We start from the raw sequence: 20875 nt of genomic DNA on the forward strand, positions 1-20875 counted from the left end.
TTTCTAAAGGTCTCTAAGCCCGCTGTGCGGGTTGCTGTCCAGCCCCGAGGCGGGGCGCGCCCAATGTGGTCAGCCCGCGGCGCAGGATGCGGCGGGCGGCGTCGAGGCGGAGGCTGTGCTGGAGGACCGTCGAGTCGGCCAGCAGGGCGGTGATCCGCTCCTCGAGCTCGGCCAGCCCGGCGCGGAGATCGTCGACCTGCACCGGCAGGTAGCCGACGGGGCGGCGCTGGCCGAAGTCGGTGAGCTCGGCGCGCGCCATCCCGAGGAACGGCAACGCGCTCGCGTGCCCGGCCTGTCCGGCGACGCCCTCCAAGGCGGCGAGGAGCGAGACGGCGTAGACGAAGTCCGGGGTTGCGTCGTATCCCTCGCGCTCACCGGAGGTGGTGGCAGTCGGCATCAGCGGTGGTCCTTTCCAGACAGGCCGGCTAGCGGGATCGGCCCCGCTATCCAGTGGAACAGATGACAGTGGTCGGACGCGCCAGCCGCGCCCGAGCCAGTGGAGAACCCGCTCCTTGGGCGGGCTGTGGACGAACACCGGCAGGCGCGGCCGCCGCCGAGTATCGGGATCACCGTGACCACCCCAGCTGGGCGGTGGCGGCGAGGATGCCCCGATCGGGGGCGGGCGGCGGTGGGGGAGGGGGCGCGATCGCGGGCCGCTGCGCAGGGCTGGAACCGTTAGCCGTCGACGGGGCCGCGGCGGCTGGCCGGAGTGCCCCGGACACGGCTGTCGTCGTCTCGGGGTCTTCGGAGGCGTCACGGGCGTGGATCCTGGGCCGCGGTGCCGGCTCTCCCCGGGCCTCGCGTGCCCGCTCGGCCATCTGCTGCTTGATCCGGCGCCGTGACGTGCGGACCGCCCCCATCTCGGCCGGCTTCACGTTCCCGGGTGCATCCAGTCGGGCGTCACGCAGGGCTCGCCACTTCTCGGTGGCGGCGTTGTAGGTGGCTTCGGCCTCCGCGACCAGGGCCGCGTGCTTGCGGGCCGCGTCGTCCGTCGCGCTCGCGGCCGCTGGCTCGGTCGCGGCGTCGGCGTCCGGCCCCGAGGACCGAGCCGGATCAGGCTGGCGTGCCGTGCCGGCAGGACCGGGGCGGTCTGCTGCGACCAGCCGCATCAGCTCGGTCAGCGCCTGGTTGCGCTCCTTGAGGGCCTCGAGCTCGGCGGCCGCCTCGAAGGTCATGTCCTGCTCGGCCGCGGAGACCTCGACTTCCTTGCGCAGCCGCTCGACGCGCGCACCCAGAACGGCGGGGCGCTCATGGATGCTGCGGACCAGGTTCTCCAGGCGGGTGATCGCTCCCGTGTCGATCTTGCCGGGCACCAGCTCCGCCGGGGTCAGGTCGAGCAGCTGCGGAGCCCACTCACGGGTGTTGGCCGGATCGTCGACCCCGACCCGGTACGCCGGCTTCCCGATCCCCGGCCGGTAGGTCCAGGCGTAGAGCCGCACCCCACCCAGCCGCCCGATCAGGAAGGGCCGGCCCGCCCCGAGTGGGGCGTAGTCGAGGTTGCCCGACAGGCCGGGGGAGGCGGCCAGTCGGAGCGCCGCCTGCTTGCGCTCGACGACGGGTCGATCCTCCAGCCGGCCGTAGTTGTTGGTCAGGTGCATCCGGAACGCCTCCCCGGAGGTGTCGATCACCTCCCGAGCCGCGGACTCCAAGGCCCCGATGTTCGCGGTGAGGGTGCCGATCATGCGGTTGCCCTGGGAGACGACGTTCGCGTGGTACTCCTTCGAGGCGTCGAAGGTGTCGGCCTGGTTCTGCATCCGTCGCAGATCGAGGTCGAGCTGCGTCTTGTCCATCAGGAGCGGGTTGTTCGCCGCCAGGGCCTTCAACATCGCGGCCTCGGACTGGGTCGCCGACTCGGACTGCCCGATGATCGTGGCGTCGAGGTCGGCGAGCGCGAACGCGCGGAGGAAGTTGTCCTTGCGGGCCACGTGCGCCCATTGGAACCCCTCGGTCGAGCCCTCCAGCGGGTAGTAGAGGACCCGGACCTCGTCGAACTGGTTGCCGCGGCGGATCGCGCGGCCGTTGCGCTGCTCGATCTGGTCGGGCCGGTAGGCGCCGTCGACGTGGTGCAGCGCGGAGAGCCGGTTCTGCACGTTCAGACCGGTGCCCATCTTCGCGGTCGAGCCGATCAGCACCTTGATCTCGCCGGTGCGGCACCGCTCGGTGAGCTTCCCGAGCTTGGTCGCGTCCCCCTCGGCGTCGTGGATGAACGCCACCTCCTCGGGCTTGAGCCCGCCGGCGACCAGGGCGAGCTTCAAGGCCTCGTAGAAGGAGTGCTTGCCCTCGCTGTTGGGGATGCCCTTGTCGCAGAAGACCAGCTGGAAGCCTCCCCGGATCGGTGCGACCTCGCTGGATCCGCGGCGCACCTTGAACTCCATGTCGCGAGTGCGGCGCCACTCCTCGAGCACCTGCTCGGCGACCAGCGGCACCTTCGAGTCCGCATCACTCAGCGCGGCCGGGTCGATGCCCGCCTCGAGGAGCTTGTGCTCGGGGATGAGCCGCAGGTCGACGGCCGAGGTGAGTCCGTCGGTGCCGATCGCGACCACCGTGTCCTCGCCCGGCTCGGGCTTGAACTTCGGCTTGATCGCCTCCCGTCGCACGTTGAGGTGCCGGATGAAGGCCTGCTGGTGTTCCGAGACGCCGCGCAGGATCTTCTCCGCCTGCCCGCCGCGCAGCGCGGGGCGCTCCATGCCGACGTCCTCGGCGGTCACCTCGTCGGCGAACTGCACCCAGATCCGCTTCAGCTCGCCGGCGTTGACCAGGCCGTCGCCCTCCCGCATCTTCACCTGCAGGCGGCCGGTGACGGTCGGCTCGATGGACTCCTCCATCTGCAAGAACGCCTTGCGGAAGTCGTCGAACTCGGCCACCCCGGCCTCGGCGAGCAGGTCGGGTCGCAGGAACCGGATCATCACGTAGAACTCGCGGGTGGAGTTCGAGATCGGGGTGCCGGTCGCGAACAACGCCAGCGACCGCTTCCCCAGCTCGCGGTTGCGCTCGCGCAGCCAGTCCAGCTTGGTCCGCAGGTCCACTGCCCCCAGGTTGGGCTTGCCCTTCGCTAGTGTGCGCACCGAGGACTCGACCTCGTCGTTCTTGTACTCGTGGGCCTCGTCGACCACGATGTAGTCGAAACCGGCGGTCTCGAAGTCCAGCGGCCCGACGTCGCCACCGATCCGGTCCTGCAGCTCGCGCAGCGAGGACTCCTCGCGTTCGATCCGCTCACCGATCCGCTTCACCGCCTTGGTGTCACCCTCGGCCAGCGCCTCCTCCCGCTCGCCTCGCAGCTTGTCGAGCCGCTGCTGGATGTTGTCCTCGATCGTCTCCTCCGACAGCGGCAGCAGCCGGAAGGAGGAGGACGTCATCACGACCGCATCCCAGTCATGCGACGCGGCCTGGGCCACGAACCGGTGGCGTGCGTCCGGCCCGGAGATGCCCTTGGTGTCGGTGGCCAGCAGCTCCGCGTCGGGGTACAGGATCGTGAACTCCCGAACCCACTGCTCCAGTAGGTGGTTGGGCACCACCACCACCGGCTTGTGGATCTGCCCCAGTCGCCGCTTCTCCATGATCGTCGCGGCCAGTGTGAACGTCTTCCCGGTTCCAACTTCGTGGTGCAGCAGCACCGCCTCGGAGTCCTTGGCCATCGCGACTGCGTCGTTCTGGTGCGGGTCGAGCACGATCGCATCCGACATGCCCGGGTAGGCCGAGTAGGGGGAGTCGACGTAGTTGACGTCGGTGTAGGACCGGTACTTGTCGTTGTAGGCGGCGTGCAGGCGCTGCTTGCGATCCGGGTCGCGCCACAGCCACCGGGCGAACTCCTTCTCGATGACCTCCATCTGCTCGCCGGCCGCCTCGGTCTCGGCGCGGTTGATCCGCTCCACGCCCTCGGCGTCCTTGTCGGTCACCTGTGGCCGCTGCCCCTTCAGCGCGGTCTCGACCAGCTGGTAGGTCGTGCGCCGCGAGGTGCCCCACTTCGCCTTCAGTGGCTTGCGCCAGTCGTGGCCCGGGGGAGCGCCCATGCTGCCGCCGCCCTCCAGCGCCGGGTTGCGGCTGCGGCCGCCGCCGGGCGAGCACTTCCAGCCGTCCTCCTCCGAATGGGTGACGGTGGCCCGGTCGTTGCCCGTGATGTCACGCACGAACGCCTCCACATCCGAGGCGGGGATCCAGACCATGCCGAGCTTGACGCTGATCTTGGTGACGTCCTTGTCAGGAGGTACTGCCGCCCGCATCGCGGCCGCGGCCTCCCCCCACTTGTCCGGGTCCGTCGTGGCCAGCTCCTCGAGCTCGGCGGCCTTGCGGCGCACGTTGCCGGACAAGAACAGGTGCGCCGGCACCAGTTCACCGGTGCGGTGGTCGGTGAACACCAGGCCGCGGGTCAGTGCCCGTGCCTCCTCGAGGTTGACGCCGAGCAGGCCGGCGATGCGGTCCATGTCGACCCGGCCGTCGTGCTCGCGGCTGATCGCCACCGCGTCCGCAGGCGACTCCGCTCGCGTCGGCAGCTCGCGGAACCCGACCATCCGCTGGGTGAAGAACTTCGCCTTCGTGGCGGTGTTGGTGAACTCGTCGTAGGAGGACTCCAGGCCCGTGAGCGACCACCAGGTCGGGTCCTTGCGGATGCCGCCCATCCCCGGCTTCGTGTAGGTCAGCGAGTACCACTCGCCGTCATCGCCCTCGACCAGGCCCTCGGTCTGGTTAGGGTCCTCGGGGTCTTTGACCGTGACCTTCTTCTGCGAGGCCTTCATCCGGCTGATCGGGCCGTAGTCGGCGACGTAGGCGTCGTAGCAGGCGTTCAACTCACGCCGCAGCTCGGCAATCTCCTCGGTGTCCTCGGTGGTCTCACGCTCCGCTTCACGCAGGTCCGCGGCCAGGTCACGCATCCGCAGCAGGCTCACCAGCTCATCGGCCTGGGAGGGATGGTGCCCATCCCTGGTGCGGCGGCCCGCCGTCGCTGCCCCATCCGGCACGTAGGGCACCTCGGTGCCGTCGTAGTCGACGACGGTGAACGAGTGCTGCAGCGATCCCGCCGACCCGGGACGCTTGCCGACGACCGCGATCGTGCCGGTGTGCGTGATCTGCCCAACCTTCTTCGGTCGAGCGAGGGTGCGGGCCGACCGCACCGGCCCCTGCACGGGCGACGGCTGCCGTGTCGGCCGGCGCTGAGCCGAGCTGGCATCCGGTTTGGTGACCGTGTTGGTGGACGGGCTGGTGGACGGGCTAGTGGACGGGTTGGTGGCCGGCGGGGTGAACGTGGGCGCAGCCACACCGGCCGGCGTGGGGGAGTGGCCGCGTCCTTCGGCGACCGCCGCACGTGCGATCGCCTCCAGCCGGTACCGCAGCTGCGTGCCCAGGCTCGCGGCGGTCACCAGGTTCCGCACCTCCAGCACCTCCCGGCCCATCGCGGCCTGACCGGTTGCGGTGGCACCGAGGATGTTCTCCCGGTGCGCGGTGAAGTAGCCGTTGACGTACCGCTCCGTGCCGTCGTCTAACCGCGTCGGCACCGACGTCACCCACGCGTCGTCGCCCGGTTCCCGGTCCGCTTCGCGGCGCCGCAGCAACAGGACGTCGGTGACGACCTCGGTGCCCGCGGCCGCGCGGTGAGCGGCATTCGGCAGGCGCACCGCGCCGAGCAGGTCGGCCTGCTCGAACCAGCTGCGCCGCACGGTCGAGAGCTGCTTGTCCAGGGTGCCGGCCGAGGTGATGACCGCCATCACCCCGCCGGGCTTCAACCCGGCCAGGGACTTGGTGATGAAGTGGTCGTGGATCAGCAGCTGGTTGCGCGGGTTGTGGACCCGGTCGCGCACCGGGTAGTTCCCGAACGGGACGTTCCCGATCACCGCGTCATAGGTGCCCGGCCGCACCGGGGTCTCGCCGAACGACTCCACCCGCACCTGCGCCGAGGGATACAGCAGCCGGGCGATGCTGCCGGAGACCTCGTTGCGCTCCACCCCGACCATCCGCGCGCCCGCGGGAGCGAAGCCGATGAAGTTGCCGATGCCGCAGCCCGCCTCCAGCACCAGCCCGGACTCGAACCCCAGGGCTTGCAGGGCGGCCCACATCGGCTCGACCAGACCGGCATCGGTGAAGTGGGAGTTCAACGCGTTCTGCATCGCGTCGTCGTACTCGGCCGGCGACAACAGGCCCCGCAGCTCCTCGCGCACAGCCGCGTAAGTGTCGTCACCGGTCACGAAGACCTTCGGCAACGCACCCCAGCCCGCGAACCGGGCCAGGACCTGCTGCTCATCTGCGGTCGCCGGGCGGTCCTCTGCCTCGATCCGGCGCAGCAGCCGCAGCGCCGCGAGATTCGCCTGAACCTTCGCCGCCACCCCGGCCGGCGCCAGATCGTCCTGACCGCCGGGCTTGAAGTCCGGTGCCGCAGCAGCGGGGGAGTGCGGTGCTACTCCGCGGTCAGCGTCGTCGGCATCTCGCGGGCCAGCGTGCCGGGCTCCTTCGGCAGGTACACCAGCTCGGCCAGCGCCTCCTCCTCGGCCCGCATCCGCGCCATCGTCGCCCGACGCCGGGTCAGCTCCGGCGGATCGTGCGGCCGGCTCGAGGCCCGCAGGTTGTCCTCCGCCAAGTAGTCCACCATCTCGGCCACCTGCCGACCCAGGTCCTCGAAGAACGCTCGACGATCCGCGTCCGGGATCGTCGCCAGGCGGCTCGGCAGGTACGTCGCCCAGTACCGCGCCGCCACCGAGGCGTACTCCATCGTCGGATCGGCCTCGCTGCTGGCCTGCTGACTCATCGCCTGCTCCTTCCGCCTCACCTCTAGTGTGCGCCCCCGCGCCGACACTCGTCGCGACCACCGGGTCGGGCGCGCCGACGGGCTCCCCAACTGTCGAGGCGGTGGGCGTAGCCGGCGGCGCACCGACCTCCTCGGTGGGCTCCTCGCCCACATCCCACAGCGCCAGCTGATCTGAGTCGTCCGCGCTCGCTCGACGTCGCGCCACCGCTCGGCACCTCCACAACCGTTTGGAGAGGGCGTAGGTCGCGACCCGCGCCACGGCTCACCACCGCTCTCAACCGGGACAGGCATCCACCCGGGCCGCGGATCGGACATCACGCGGGGAAATTTGTGGAAAACGGCGTCGCCGAGGCGCGCGTAGGCGTCCGATCCGCCCGCGGTTCCGTTGCCTGTCCCGACATGACCACGACACCAACGAGAACCCCGGCTGCAGGGCGGGCCGACCCCGACCACGCCACCGAGCGACAGGTCTTCGAGCTCTACGGCCACCGCATCACCCAGAGCAACAACCCCGACGTGCAGCAGCTGCTCGCGGCCGCGCACAGCGACCGGGTCCGGCCGCTGTGCCTGTGCCGCCCCGACGGCGTCGCCATGTACGTCGCCAAGATCGGATCCGACAAGTACGTCATCAAGCGGATGCCGGACTCCGGACTCGCGCACACCCACCGGTGCGCCTCCTACCTGCCGCCCGAAGAGCTCTCCGGCCTCGGGCAGGTCCTCGGCTCCGCGATCACCGAGGAAGCCGACAGCGGCCTGACCGCCATCAAGCTCGGCTTCCGCATGTCCAAGGCTGAGCGTGCCGCACCCGTCGGTGCCGGCAGCGGGGGAGTGGCCGACTCGGTCGCCGCCGACCCGAACCGGCTCACTCTGCGCGCGGTCCTGCACTACCTGTGGCAAGAGGCCGACCTCGCCACCTGGTCACCCGCCATGGCGGGCAAGCGCAACTGGCGCATCGTGTCCTGGTACCTGCGTCAGGCCGCGCGCGGCAAGTTCACCAAGGGCAAGCCGCTCGCCACGAGGCTGTACGTCCCCGAGCCGTTCACCGCCGAGAAGAAGGCGGAGATCGCGGCCCGCCGGCTCTCCGCGTGGGCGTCGATCCAGCAACACGGCTCCTCCCAGCAGTTCATGATGCTGATCGGCGAGCTCAAGGCCATCGAGGCCGCACGGTTCGGGCACAAGCTGGTCATCAGGCACCTGCCCGACGCCCCGCTCATGGTCGACGACACGCTCCTCAAGCGCCTCCACAAGCGGTTCGGCGACGAGCTCGAGCTGTGGCAGGGCGACGACGAGGGCCACCTGATGGTGATCGCGACGTTCTCCGTCGGGCGAGCCGGGCTGGCCACCGCCGAGGAGATCTCGCTGGTCATGACCGACCGCAACTGGCTGCCGTACGAGTCGCTGGCCGACAAACTGCTCCTCGACACCGCCCTCGAGGCACGCCGCCGGTTCACCAAGTCCCTGCGCTACAACCTCGCACCCGACAAGCCCATGGCCTCCCTGGTGTTCACCGACACCGAGACCCCCACCGCGGCGTTCCTGCTCCACAGCGACGAGGACCGCGAGACCGTCACCCAGATCGCAGCCGACACCGGCACTGGCGTCTGGGCCTGGGTCATCGGCGAGGACATGCCTGAACTCCCGCCCGCCGCGGCCCATCGTCGGCCCCGGCCCAGCAGCGACCACTGACCCAACACCACAGGCAGGTCCGTCACGGCGCGCCTTCGCCGAGCCAAGGCCAGGGACGCTGCTCGGCGATTCCCGCCCCCACCGTCGGCGCCGCTCGCGACACTTGGCCTCATGGAGTTCGAGGCACCGTTCGTCGAGGCGATGCAGGCCGCAGTCACCCCCAGCGAGGCCGACGTGCTGGTCGCCCGCACAGTGATCCTCGCCGCCCTCGCTGAGGCGACCGAACCCGTGCGGCTGACCGACTTCGAGGACCGGTGGCTCACCGCGACCGGCGGCCAGCGACCCGCAGACCGCACGACGTTCACGGCCCAGCAGTCCACCGATCCGGGCCGGCGCCTCGCCGACCCCGACCCACACGATCCCCACCTGACCGTCTTCCGCTGCCGCCACGCCGTGCGCCGCGCCCTGGCCCAGCTCGTCGCCGAGGGCGTGCTCACCCGCGCCGAAGGCAACCAGTACGACATCCAGCCCGAACGCATCTCAGTCACCTACCCCGGCGGCGGATCCAGCGTCCCCGTCCTGGTCCATTCCCCCCACATCGGCGACCAGGGCAACACGCCCCGCTTCATGCCGGTCCGACCACTCGACACCGATCCGAGCGAGGTACTGCTTCCCGTCGAAGAACTGCTGGCCGACCTCGCCCCGATTCTCGGCACCCGCGGCATGACCATGGTCCGCGAAAGCCGCCGCGCCCTCCAGCGCGGGCTCTACCTCGCCTCATCCAGCCTGCTCGCCGCCGCCTCCGAGGCAGCATGGTTCAACCTCGCCCGCGCCGTGCCGTCCCCACCCCCGGCACTGGCCAAGAAGATCGAGGACGGCCGCGACATCGCCGAAGTCATCCGACTCACCGAACAGAAGCTGCGCGACCTCAAGCCCTCACCCGGCAGCGCGACCATCACCGAGGTCGTCACCCAGGCCCACATGTTCCGCGAAGTCCGCAACTACGCACTCCACCCCGTCGAAGCGCACGACGGCGACCGCGAAACCTGGCTCACCGAGACAGGAGCCACCCTCCTGGCGATCGCAGCCCGCCGATACTTCGTGAAGCTGGAGGGACTCCGTGTACGCCTCGCCAAGGGCAGCGGCTGACCTTCGCCTCCGCCGGAACGCGGCGAGCGCTCCTCATCCCGACGCAGCCCGGCCCACCTCGGCGGACCTTGCGGAGAGGCCTGCTGTTTTCAAGTTTTCAGTCGGCCCGCGTCGGTAGGGTTTCAGATCGGGTTGCAACGCTCGCGGCCCTCAGCCAAAGCCCGAGGGAGCAGTTGTGCGTCTGACCGCCGACAAGGTCGTGACTTGGACCGATCCGTCCGCGCCGGCAGGCGTCACCACCGAGAAGGTCTATCTTGGCCCGGACCCGCACGGCCTCGGCGGCTTCCAAGTAGCCGTCGCCACCTCTGTCGCCGCGCCGTCGCGCCAGAACCTCCGCGACCTCTTCACCGCCCGTACCGGCCGAACACAGGTCCAGCTCGTCGTCGCCGTCGTCCACGACGGATCGGCGCATCTCTTCGGTCCCGATCCGCAGGCCCAGCCAATCGTCCTGCCGGTCGAGCAGGCCCAACGACAGCTGCAGTCCGTGCTCGCCGAGCCCGACCTCCTCGCCGCCACCGAACGGTTCGCCGGCTTCCGCAAGGCCAACGACTCCACCGGTGTCGCCGGCTTCACCAACAGCGGCCTCTTCGCCTCCCACCACATCACCAGCAACGTTCCCAAGCGCCCCGACTGGGCGGCCCTCGGCCACAAGGCCAGTGGGCTGCTCAGCAAGCGCGGCAAGCAGCTCGTCGAGGCCCTCGGATTCGGAACCCACCCCGGACCGAACGGCACGATGCTGCTCTCCATCGGCGGGCACCCGCCCCGCGCTGTCGCGGTACTGCTCGACGACACCGAGCAGTTCGACGCCAAGACCCAGCGCTTCCAACTCTCGCCGGTCGCGTTCGGTCTCGCCGTCGCCTCCAAGCAGGAGGTGCCCTGGCTGGTCGTCCTCCGCAAGGACCAGATCCGGCTCTACCCCGGCCGGGACGGCGTCGGCGTCGGCTCCAAGGGCCAGGCCGAGACCTTCTTCGAGGTCGACCTCTCCACCGTCGACTCCGAATACGCCGCCCTCCTTCCGCTTGTCTTCTCCGCCGAAGCGCTCAAGGCTGACGGCACCGCCGACGAGCTCCTGCGTGACAGCTCGCGTTACGCCAGTGAGCTCGGCGCCCGTCTCCGCGAGCGGATCTACGACGAGATCGTGCCGCCCGTTGCCGTCGAGGTCGCCCAGCGCCTCGCCAAGGACGCAGCCGTTGCACTCGACGCCGATGGACTCGCGCTCGCCTACCGCGTCACCCTGCGCATCCTCTTCCGGCTCCTCTTCCAGGCTTACGCCGAAGACCGCGGCCTCCTGCCCTCCGGGCGCAACGAAGGCTTCGACGCCAACAGCCTCAAGACCAACGCGCGCCGCCTCATCGACTCCGACACTGACGAGTTCGGCGACTCCACGACCATCTGGTACGACCTGGTGCAGGTCTGGAACGCCATCGACCAAGGCAACCCCCAGTGGCAGATCCCTTCCTACAACGGCGGCCTCTTCTCCACCGACCCCGACCGCTCACCCGAAGGCGCGCTCATCAAGAAGATCGAGCTCCCCGACAGCGTTCTCGGGCCCGCGTTGAAGAGCCTCCTCATCGACGTCAGCGACGACGGCGTACTCGGCCCCGTCGACTTCCGCTCCCTCAGCGTCCGCGAGTTCGGCACCATCTACGAAGGCCTCCTCGAGAGCTCGCTCTCGCTCGCCGAAGAAGACCTCACCACCGACGACAGCGGCGCCTGGGTCCCCGCCAAACCCGGCGACACCGTCTACGCCACCGCCGGCTCGGTCTACTTCCACACCGCATCCGGTGAGCGGAAGGCCACAGGCTCCTACTTCACCCCCAAGGTCGTGGTCGACCACCTCATCGAACGTTCCATCGTCCCGGCACTCACCGCCCACCTCGAGAAGATCGCGGACCGCCTCAACAAGGGCGACGCAGCAACTGCGGCGCGGGAGTTCTTCGACTTCCGAGTCGCCGACCTCGCGATGGGATCCGGCCACTTCCTCGTTGCGGCCGTCGACAAGATCGAAGCGCTCATGCGCACCTTCCTCACCGAGCACGCAGTCCCAGGAGTCACCGAGGAACTGCTCCGGCTCGCCGCCGTGGCCCGCGACGCCCTTGGTACCGACGATGTCGCGAAGAGCGAGGTCGACGAAGTGGGCCTCCTACGCCGCCAGGTCGCCCGGCGCTGTATCTACGGCCTCGACATCAACCCCATGGCGGTCGAGCTCGCACGCCTCGCACTCTGGATCCACACCTTCGTGCCCGGCCTGCCCATGAGCAACCTCGACCACGGCCTCGTCAATGCGAACAGCCTCACCGGTATCGGCACGATCGACGAAGCCCTCGACGCGCTCCAGCCCGGCCGCAAGCCGGGAGAGATCAGTCTCTTCGACGAGATCCTGACCGACCAACTCGCGTCCTCAAAGACTCTTCTGATCGACCTCGCCAACGCCAGTGAAGCCAACAAGGCCGAAGTAGAAGAGGGAGCACGACTCCTGTCAGAGGCTCGCACAGCCGCCGATACGGCGCGGCGCATCTTCGACGCCGCGATCGCGGCCCGGATCGGCAACATCCAGCCTGGCCTGATCCTCGACGAGGAATCGCTTCACGCGGCGCTCAACCGGCCCGAGGTCGAAGCGGCCGCGGTTGAGTTGCAGCCTGCGCACATGCCGTTCCTGTTCCCTGAAGTCTTCCTCCGCGAGAGGCCGGGGTTCGACGTTCTCCTAGGAAACCCACCGTGGGAGAAGGTCAAAGTCGAGGAACACCAGTTCTGGGGCGCCCGATTTCCCGGCATCCGAAGCGCACCTCAGGCTGAGGCAGAGCAACTCATTGCGCTGCACCGCGCTCAACGCCCCGATCTGGTTGCCGAGTACGACGCCGAAGTCGAGAGGGTCAGACGCGTCAAGGAAGCACTCGCGACCGGACCCTACGTCGTTAGATCCTTCACAGACGTCGACCTCTTCCAGGCCTTCGCGTGGCGCAACTGGCAGCTTCTCGCGGACGGAGGCCGGTCCGCCATCGTCCTACCCAGAAGCGCGCACTCCGGCTCAGCCCTCGCGACATGGCGCCACGAAGTCCTCAGCCAAGGGTCCTTCGCCGATGTGTGCTTCATCGTCAATGCTGCGCGCTGGGCGTTTGACATGGAGCCGCGCTGGACAATCGGTCTCACCGTCATCGAGAAGGGCGGCGACCGCGTCGTCCGCTTCTGCGGCCCCTTCGCCAGCGAGCAAGAATTCTTGTCCGGTGCTGACACTGTCGCCGAGGTTCCGAGCGCTGAGTTCTCCACGTGGTCGACGAGCGACGCATTTCCTCTGGTGCCCGACACCGCGGGAGCGATGGTGTTCCGGCAGATGAAGCGGAGCCCACGGTTGGACGTCGAGAAGGACGGCCTCGCGGTGCGAGGACTCCGTGAGCTCCATGCCACCGACGACAAACACCGATTCGTCTTCGCGCCACCCACCGAAGGCATGGTCCCCGTATACAAGGGCGACTCCTTCAACCTTTGGTCGCCCGAAACGGGATCGGTTTACGCCTACGCGGACCGCGAATCGATTACTGAGGCGCTCCAAACTCGGCGCTTGAACCAGGTCCGGACGCGGCGGTCAGCGTTCTACGGCATGCCGGCCACGTGGGTCAACGACATGGCAACGCTTCCGATGCACTCGCCCAGAATCGCGTGGCGCGACACCGCGAGAGCTACCGATTCCCGGACGTGCATCGTCGCATTGATCCCGCCCGAGACAGTGCTCGTTCACCAGGCCTACTACCTGTTCTTCAGGGAGGGCACCTCTAGCGACACCGCGTACGTCCTGGGCGTGCTCTCATCGCTCCCGTTCGACTGGTACATGAGGCTCATGGTCGAGAATCACGCGACCGTCGAAATCGTTCTTGGAGCGCCCGTTCCCCGGCCGAGGCTCGGGGACCCACTCCGCGGGCGTGCTACGGAGATCGCGGGGCGTCTCGCGGCCGTTGACGATCGGTACGACGCGTGGGCTCGCGACGTCGGCGTGCCCGTTGGGTCTGTCAAGACCGATGCCGACAAGGACGATCTCATCGCCGAACTGGATGCTGTCGTGAGCTTGCTCTACGGCCTTACAGAGGACCAGGTCGAACACATCTTCTCCACCTTCCATCGCGGCTGGAACTACGAGCCGCGCCTCAACGCTGTGCTGAAGCATTACCGAGAGTGGAGGGGCAAGGCATGACCCAGCTGCCCGACTTCGCTACGAACTTCGCGCCGAGCGAGCCGGACGCGACGGTCGCGGACAAGGTCAACGAACTCTTCCGACGGCTCCGAGAAAACAAGGTGACGGCGCCTCCGATCGCGATCGCGACGGCGTACATCAACCCTGCCGGGTTCGCGCTGCTCGCCGGCGAGCTCGAGACCGCGCCGCGCGTGCGGCTCCTGCTCGGCGCCGAACCGGAGGAGGACTCGGTCCGGGCGATGACGTCCGGCGACGCCGACCAGGACGCCCGGCGGGACGCGGCGCTCGCCAACCACCAGGCCTGGCTGGAGGCCGAGAGGGACACGATGGGCTTCGCGCGCGTGCCCACCTCCGAGGCCAAGCGGATGGTCGAGTGGCTCCAAAGCGTCGACCCCGATGGGGCCGCGAAGGTCGAGGTCCGGCGTTACACCGGTGGCTTCCTGCACGGGAAGACCTACCTGGTCGAAGACAGTGCGGCCCAGGCGGCGATCGCGGGCTCGTCGAACATGACCTATGCCGGCCTGGCCCACAACGCCGAGCTCAACCTCGGCACCGGTGGCGGCACAAGCTCGGCGGGCAAGGTGCGCGAGTGGTTCGAGCACCTCTGGGACGTCAGCGAGCCCTACGACCTCGCCGAGCTGTACGGCCGGCTCTGGGACCCCCACACCCCATGGTCGGTCTACCTGCGCATGCTCTGGGAGCTCTACGGCGAGCACCTCGACGCTGATGAGAACCCGAACGTCCGCACCGGCCTGAACCTCACGCGCTTCCAGGCTGACGGCGTCACCCGCATGGAACGCCTCCTCGACGAACACGGGGGAGTGCTGGTCGCCGACGAGGTCGGTCTCGGGAAGACCTACCTGGCCGGTGAGGTCATCTACCGCACCGCCAACGTCAACCGGCAGCGCGTCCTGATCGTCGCTCCCGCCGCGTTGAAATCCTCGATGTGGGAGCCGTTCCTGGAGACCCACGACTTCAGCCGCTGGGTGAAGGTCTACTCCTACGAAGAGGTTCGCAACCGCCTCGACCCCGACCGCGGGTCCATCGAGGCTTTCCTCCAGGAGGTCGAGGACTACTCGCTCGTCGTCATCGACGAAGCCCACAACCTCCGCAACTCGGGCGCCCAGCGATCCGGGGCTGTGGACCGCGTGATCACCGCGGGCAGCCCCAAGCGTGTCGTGCTGCTCACCGCGACCCCGGTCAACAACTCGCTCAACGACCTCGAGACGCTGGTCAAGTACTTCATCCGCGACGACGCTCGGTTTGCCTCCCTCGGGATCCCCAGCATCCGCGAGTACATCAAGCAGGCCCAGGCGATCGACCCCGCCAACCTCACCCCCGAGCATCTCTTCGACCTGATGGACCAGGTCGCCGTCCGCCGCACACGGAAGTTCGTCAAGGAGCACTACGCCAACGAGCTCATCATCGGCCCGGACGGAAAGCCGACCACGATCAAGTTCCCCCAACCCAAGGTTCGCCGCATCGACTACGACCTCGACGCCGATGGCCTCGCGCTCATCGACGCCATGGTCTACGCCCTTGACGACCCGACCGACCCCCACGCGCCGCGTGCCTGGGAGGACCGCAGTCGCGACCCCAAGCGCCTGATGCTGGCCCGGTACCTGTCCAGCATGTACACCGTCGACCACGACCTGCAGGAGTACCAGATCACCAACGCCGGCCTGCTCCGCTCGGGCCTGTTGAAGCGACTGGAGTCCAGTCCCCAGGCACTGCACGCCTCGCTGGAGAAGATGATTCTCTCCCACGAGTCGTTCCTCGACGCGCTGGGCAAGGGCTACGTGCTCAAGGGCGAGGCCCTCAGCGAATGGGTTACCTCGGACTCCGACGACCTCGACGAGTTCGTGTTGGAGTTCGACCAGGACGACCAGATCGAATCGGTCGACGGCTACCACCTCACCGAGCTGCAAGCCGACGTCGACTCCGACATCACCCTGCTGCGCGAACTGCGAGACCTTGCCGAAGTCGTCATCGACGGTCTTGAACCGAAGGTCGAGCGCCTTGTCGCCGAGCTGAACCAGATCGCGGCGGACGCCCAGCGCGTCGACCCCCGGGGCTTGTCGCACGCGGACCGGCGCAAGGTCATCATCTTCTCGGCCTTCACCGACACCGTCCTCCCCATCCATGAGGCCGTCGTCAAGGCGATCGAGAACGCGCCCGCCGGGTCACCGCTTGCCGACTACCGAGGCCGTGTCGCGCCACCGATCATGGGCTCCTACGCCAAGACCCACGTGCGCGGTGCGTCTGGCGGGGTCGACCAAGGTGGCCGCGCATCGACCATCGCCGGTTTCGCCCCCGCAACAGCCGGACCCCGCAACGCCGCCGGCGAACCGATCGCCAAGGACGAGTTCGACATCCTGTTCACCACCGATGTGCTCGCCGAGGGCGTGAACCTCCAGCAGGCCGGCCAGATGATCAACTACGACCTGCCGTGGAATCCCATGCGGATCGTGCAGCGTCACGGCCGCGTCGACCGCATCGGCTCCAAGCACGACTACGTCCACCTCGGCCTCTTCTTTCCCGCCGAACGGCTCGACACCCTGCTCGAGCTGGAGGCACGCCTGGAGGCCAAGCTCGCGCTTGCGGACGCCGCGGTCGGCGCCGGCGAGGTCCTGCCCGGCCGCGGGCCGGGTCACGAGGTCAACCTCGCCGACGACCAGGTGATCGACGAGTTCGAGAAGCTCCTGGACTCCGGCGGCTCCAGCGCCTCGCTGTCCGGCGAGGAATACCGCCGCAGGCTCTTCGGCGCCTTCAATATGGAGCCGGTTCTCAAGTCCGACGTCCTGTCCCTCCCGTACGGATCGGGCAGCGGGTTCGTGAACCCGGTCGTGCGCGGCAACGGCTACGTCTTCTGCGTCAAAATCGGCAAGAGCGCCAAGCCGTGGTTCCGTTACGTCCCCGCCCACGACGACTGGACGCTGCGCCGCACCGAGGACGGCGAACCCATCGTCTCCTCCGACACCCTCATCTCGCTGCGGGTCGCCGACCCGCAGAACTCCAACGCCGAGCGCTGGCTCCCCGAGGACGTCTACGACCACGCCTTCGACGCGTGGGAAGTCGCCCGTAACAGCGTCTATGCAACCTGGAAGGAACTGACCGACCCCAACGCCTTCCAACCCGACCTGCCGCTGTCCTTCCGCGACGCCTACTCGCTGGTGCTCCGCAAGGGCGGCTATCTCGGCAAGGACGCCCAGATCGCCCTCGCCAACAGGCTCCGCAGCGTGCCCTCGGCCAAGGTCGCCCGACAGGTGCGAGGAGCGCTCAACCAGGGCGCCACCGACGAGCAGCGCATCGGTCTCGTCACCGAGGTCCTCGACGAGGCCGGCATCACCGCACCCCCGCCCCGCGAACCCCTTCCGGACATCGAGGAGCACGAGGTGCGGCTCGTGACCTGGATGGCCGTCAGGGGAACCCGCGGCCAGGAAGAGACGCTGGGGCAGATCCCCGGAACCAAGCAGTCGGGAGAGCTCTTCTGATGCTCTTCGACCCCCGCTACTCCGTCGACAAGGGCCTGCACCACCTCGCGCAGCGACTTGACCCAATCATCGGCGCCCGCCTGGCCCCGAACCTCGGCGGGCTGCCCTGGCCGACCGTGCTCACCGAGCTGGACAAGATGCGCGGCAAGCCACCGAAGTCGTACGCCGCCACCGACCTGCAGTCCCAGCTCAAGGCGATCACAGAACGCCTCGGCAATCTGGGCTTCCCCTTCGATGACCACACCCGCCTGGTCAGCGCACTCGGCAGCGAGCTGCGGATCGTCCGCAACCGGTGGGCACACCACGACGAGCTGACGACCCTCGACGCATGGCGCGCCCACGACTTCGCCGTGCGGCTGCTGGAGCACTTCGACGACACCGAGGGCGCCGCGGAAGCCAGCAGGCTCCGGGAGGAGGCCTTCCACGCGCTGGCCGAAGAGAAGGGCGTCGCTGCCCACGACGCCCCCGTGATCCCCGAACCCGTCGCCGCCGCGCCGTCACCGGCCAACGACCCAGCCGCCGAGGACGTGGTCCGGCCCGACCCAGGCGTACTCACCCGGGCCGACGCCAACGCCACCCCGACCATCGGATCGGGCCGCCTCGAGTTCGAGCCCTGGGCCGTGGTCCCGGTGGGCGACGTGACGGTGCTCGATGACCTGCCCAAGAAGGCTGCGAAGGAGAAGGTCCGCGCCGTCGCGACAGAGATCGCAGAGTTTGAGGGACCGATCCACATCGACCGGCTCGCCCAACTCACCGCCGCATCCTTCGGAGTGCAACGCCTGTGGCCGGCCCGCGAGAAGAAGCTGACCTACCAGATCCGGCAGACGGGCCTCTTGGTCGACGACGGCAAGTTCGTGTGGCCCACCGACCTCGATCCGGGTACGTGGCGCGAGTTCCGACCCAACGACAGCACCGTAGAACGCCCGTTCACCCAGATCAGCCCGGTCGAGATCGCAAACGCGATGCGCCTGCTCAAGGACGGCCCCCCGAGCCTCGACACCGCGGCGCTCGACGCGGCGACGCTGCAGACCTTCGGACGCAGACGCAAGACGAAGCAGTTCGCGGCCCACCTCGACAGAGCCCGCGCGCTCCTCTGACGGCTACCGCCGCCCGAACGGCCCCGCGAGGGCGTCTACTCGGCGTCTTCGGAGGCGTCCGCGCCGGTGATCAGACGCAGATGATTCCGGTTGGGCCACCCGCTATCCACCCGCAAGCGCCCGCTCTCAATCAACTGGACGGCGGGACAGTCGGGGTCGTTGCAGGGGCCGAAGAAGAGGTCGGCTTCGAGGTGCAGGTCATCCATGCGCCTTCTCCTTTGCGGAACTAACGGAGTGCGGTGGGGTGGGCCAGCACCAGCGCACCGCCCGGACCTCTGTCGGTGACTCGTGGGTGGTGGTGCACCGCCTGCTTCCGCCGCTGGCGCTCGTCCGCGGCCGCGTTGATCCGGTGCACTCGTTCCAAGGAGCTGGCACCGTCCTGCCACTGTGCGTAGTGGACCATCGACCCGGCCAGGCCGGCGAGAGCCACGATCCTGTCGGCGTCTCGTTGCACCCGTCGACGCCAAGCGCGGTCGGCGGCGGGAGCGATGTAGCTGATCGCGATAAGGCTGCCGGTGGCGATCCCAAGCGCAGGATCACCGCCGGGCTGGAATCCCTGGACCACCACGATCACGCCGATGACGATCCGCATGTGCCACGCGAACCCCGCCGCGGGCACCCACGAGAAGGCGCGGGCGATCTGACGGATCGCCACGTACAGCAGCGTCCAGGGGAACGCCCACAGCCGCGCCGCAAGATCGAACCTCGCCGGGCCTACGCGCTGGCTGGCCACCGCGTGGCCGATCGCCGCGGCCGCATCCTCATTGGTCAGTCGACGCTCATAGAGACCCTGGATCAGGGTGGGCTCGATGATCACCGTGCGCCGGCCGATCGGGGTGGCAGGCAGTCCGCCGGTGTCGGTCAGCCGCATCAAAACCCGGCCCGGCTCCAGTTCCAGCACCTCCAGCAGCGCCAGGGTGTGAGCCAGCTGAGCCTGCTCGCCGGCCCGCAGGCCGCGCGCGAATCCGAGCACTCGGGCGGCCTGGGGCTCCCACAGCCCGCACGCCAACACGATCGACGCCAGGAGCGTGGCGACGAACGCGGCTACGAGTCCAGCGTCGGGCAGGAACCCAAGGCTCATGACCGCGACGAAGCTCCCGGCCAGTGACGCAGGCACCACCGCGCAGAGGCGGATCACCTTGGTCGACGTTCGCATCATCCTCACGCCCCTTCTCCGGGAGAACCCAATGCTGGGTCCGCCCCGGCCGGCAACACCCGATCGTGCCGACCTCACAGTCGAGTCTGGCCCGATCTACCGACACCGCAACCCGACCGACCCTTGCCCTGTGGACAGAGGATCGCTATCCACAGGGCAAGGGCAGCGGGCTTGACCTGTTGCCGAGGATCGCCTAGTCGCGGACGCTGTCTTCGAGCCGGCTCCGGTCGGTCTCGCTGGGATAGACGAAGTCGATCCGCGGCGTCGCCTCCGTGGTCTCACCAGGTGTTGGCGGGGGAGTGGTGGTGAGCAGTCGCGCAAGTCGCTGCTCTACTCGCGAGCGAAGGTTCTCCATGGGTGCTTCTCCGTTCGTTCTCATCGGCCCGGTGCAGCCGAGCCGGGGCCGCCGACACCGGGCGCGCCGGGGCCTTGCTTGTCGGGGCCGCGGCGGTCATGGGTGACCGGGTTCTGCAGTGCGGCCTGCTGCATCGCGGCCGCGCCGCCCCTGGGCGGCTGGATCCGGTCCCACTCCTTGGGGTCCACGGCCTGTTCGAGGGCGATCGTGACCAGGTCGGCGAGGCGATCGTGCTCGGAGAGCTGATCGAGCGCGGTCCACGCCTTCGCGCCGTCGCCGCTGAGGAATGCGCTCAGCGCCAGCATCGTCGCCGGGCTGTCGCGCACCTCCGTGGGGGAGCGGCGCACCAGGTCCTGCCAGAACTCGGCGAGCACGGGGGCGTTCTCGCGGGTCATCTTCGACACCGCTGCGTCTCGGGCGCCGCTGTCGTGCATGAAGGCCAGCACCCGTGCGGCGTCGCCGTCGGGGAGGTAGCTCCGATTCTGGATGAACTCCTCGAGCGTCGATTCGAGCCACGCCACCTCGGCCGTGCGTTCCCCGGCGTCCAGGCCCATTGCCCGCTGCTCCGCTGCCTCGAGGTGCCTGGCCACGCCGGCCGGGTCGCCCTGCATGGCCGCGGCCAGGTCCTCGCGCCGATCGACGGGCATGACGCGGCCCATCAGCGCGAACTCGGCATCAAACCGGGCGCGGACGCTCGGGTCGACGGTCCCGCTGGTGCCCTGGAGCACGTCGAACCACTCGTCGCCGTGCACCCACAGCATCGGCCCAACCTCGGGTCCCTTCGGGTCCGCGATCAGCCTCTCGCCCAGATCCGAGAGCGCTTCGAGACAAGCACGGCCGTCCTCGCCGTACGCCACGAGTGCGACCCGCCTGGTGGGGTGACGGTGAAGGTAGACGTCGGCGAGCATCGAGAGGAACGGCTCCTTCTCCCGCGGGGTGGGTGGCAGGTCGACCCGAGAGATCGGACCCCCGCCCATCGGAAGGCAGACCATGCCCTGAGGCCTTCGGAACCCCAGGACATGGGGAACGTAGGAGAGCAGCTCGTCGTGCGAGCTGATCGTGAGTGTGCGGTTCATCGG

At 68.9% G+C, this 20875-nt stretch carries 11 protein-coding genes; 5 read left to right on the forward strand and 6 right to left on the reverse strand.

Annotated features, from left to right (window positions below; genetic code table 11):
• Positions 1–13: 13 nt before the first annotated feature.
• From ABLE53_RS24600 to ABLE53_RS24610, 3 genes are all read right to left on the reverse strand, one after another.
• Positions 14–397 (reverse strand): hypothetical protein, encoded by a 384-nt coding sequence (locus tag ABLE53_RS24600; RefSeq protein WP_348861836.1) that lies wholly within the window; start codon positions 395–397, stop codon positions 14–16.
• Between the two features lie 169 nt (positions 398–566).
• Complete coding sequence (locus ABLE53_RS24605) at positions 567–6314, reverse strand: SNF2-related protein (protein ID WP_348861837.1); 5748 nt, start codon at positions 6312–6314, stop codon at positions 567–569.
• A gap of 71 nt (positions 6315–6385) precedes the next feature.
• Positions 6386–6733: a hypothetical protein gene (locus ABLE53_RS24610; RefSeq protein ID WP_348861838.1), complete on the reverse strand. Its 348-nt coding sequence runs from the start codon at positions 6731–6733 to the stop codon at positions 6386–6388.
• Between the two features lie 399 nt (positions 6734–7132).
• Between ABLE53_RS24610 and ABLE53_RS24615 the strand changes: the two genes are divergently transcribed.
• The 5 genes from ABLE53_RS24615 to ABLE53_RS24635 all read left to right on the forward strand — a co-directional run bounded on the left by ABLE53_RS24615 (position 7133) and on the right by ABLE53_RS24635 (position 18285).
• The gene (locus ABLE53_RS24615; protein WP_348861839.1) at positions 7133–8419 is read left to right on the forward strand and encodes a DUF1173 domain-containing protein; all 1287 of its coding nucleotides are present in this window, start codon (positions 7133–7135) and stop codon (positions 8417–8419) included.
• Between the two features lie 111 nt (positions 8420–8530).
• Entirely contained in the window at positions 8531–9508 is a 978-nt protein-coding gene (locus ABLE53_RS24620; protein WP_348861840.1) for a hypothetical protein, read from the forward strand.
• A gap of 175 nt (positions 9509–9683) precedes the next feature.
• Positions 9684–13694: an Eco57I restriction-modification methylase domain-containing protein gene (locus ABLE53_RS24625; protein ID WP_348861841.1), complete on the forward strand. Its 4011-nt coding sequence runs from the start codon at positions 9684–9686 to the stop codon at positions 13692–13694.
• Positions 13691–17188: an SNF2-related protein gene (locus tag ABLE53_RS24630; RefSeq protein WP_348861842.1), complete on the forward strand. Its 3498-nt coding sequence runs from the start codon at positions 13691–13693 to the stop codon at positions 17186–17188. The genes ABLE53_RS24625 and ABLE53_RS24630 overlap by 4 nt, the downstream gene beginning before the upstream one ends.
• On the forward strand, positions 17188–18285 hold the full coding sequence (locus ABLE53_RS24635; RefSeq protein ID WP_348861843.1) for a DUF3320 domain-containing protein: 1098 nt from the start codon (positions 17188–17190) through the stop codon (positions 18283–18285). The genes ABLE53_RS24630 and ABLE53_RS24635 overlap by 1 nt, the downstream gene beginning before the upstream one ends.
• 35 nt (positions 18286–18320) lie before the next feature.
• On the opposite strand, the gene ABLE53_RS24640 is transcribed toward ABLE53_RS24635, so the two are convergent.
• The 3 genes from ABLE53_RS24640 to ABLE53_RS24650 form a co-directional block, all read right to left on the reverse strand.
• Entirely contained in the window at positions 18321–18491 is a 171-nt protein-coding gene (locus ABLE53_RS24640; RefSeq protein ID WP_348861844.1) for a hypothetical protein, read from the reverse strand.
• Between the two features lie 20 nt (positions 18492–18511).
• Entirely contained in the window at positions 18512–19444 is a 933-nt protein-coding gene (locus tag ABLE53_RS24645; RefSeq protein WP_348861845.1) for a hypothetical protein, read from the reverse strand.
• 372 nt (positions 19445–19816) lie between these two features.
• Positions 19817–20872: a DUF4192 domain-containing protein gene (locus tag ABLE53_RS24650; protein ID WP_348861846.1), complete on the reverse strand. Its 1056-nt coding sequence runs from the start codon at positions 20870–20872 to the stop codon at positions 19817–19819.
• Positions 20873–20875 lie beyond the last annotated feature (3 nt).

Origin of the sequence: Nocardioides asiaticus (assembly GCF_040049175.1) — a bacterium.
Taxonomy (GTDB): Bacteria; Actinomycetota; Actinomycetes; order Propionibacteriales; family Nocardioidaceae; genus Nocardioides; species Nocardioides cheoyonin.

Bases quoted from the DNA above. Each gene is read 5' to 3' on its own strand.
- ABLE53_RS24600 (WP_348861836.1), bottom strand. From the start codon at position 397: ATGCCGACTGCCACCACCTCCGGTGAGCGCGAGGGATACGACGCAACC.
- ABLE53_RS24610 (WP_348861838.1), bottom strand. From the start codon at position 6,733: ATGAGTCAGCAGGCCAGCAGCGAGGCCGATCCGACGATGGAGTACGCC.
- ABLE53_RS24615 (WP_348861839.1), top strand. From the start codon at position 7,133: ATGACCACGACACCAACGAGAACCCCGGCTGCAGGGCGGGCCGACCCC.
- ABLE53_RS24620 (WP_348861840.1), top strand. From the start codon at position 8,531: ATGGAGTTCGAGGCACCGTTCGTCGAGGCGATGCAGGCCGCAGTCACC.
- ABLE53_RS24630 (WP_348861842.1), top strand. From the start codon at position 13,691: ATGACCCAGCTGCCCGACTTCGCTACGAACTTCGCGCCGAGCGAGCCG.
- ABLE53_RS24635 (WP_348861843.1), top strand. From the start codon at position 17,188: ATGCTCTTCGACCCCCGCTACTCCGTCGACAAGGGCCTGCACCACCTC.
- ABLE53_RS24640 (WP_348861844.1), bottom strand. From the start codon at position 18,491: ATGGATGACCTGCACCTCGAAGCCGACCTCTTCTTCGGCCCCTGCAAC.
- ABLE53_RS24645 (WP_348861845.1), bottom strand. From the start codon at position 19,444: ATGATGCGAACGTCGACCAAGGTGATCCGCCTCTGCGCGGTGGTGCCT.
- ABLE53_RS24650 (WP_348861846.1), bottom strand. From the start codon at position 20,872: ATGAACCGCACACTCACGATCAGCTCGCACGACGAGCTGCTCTCCTAC.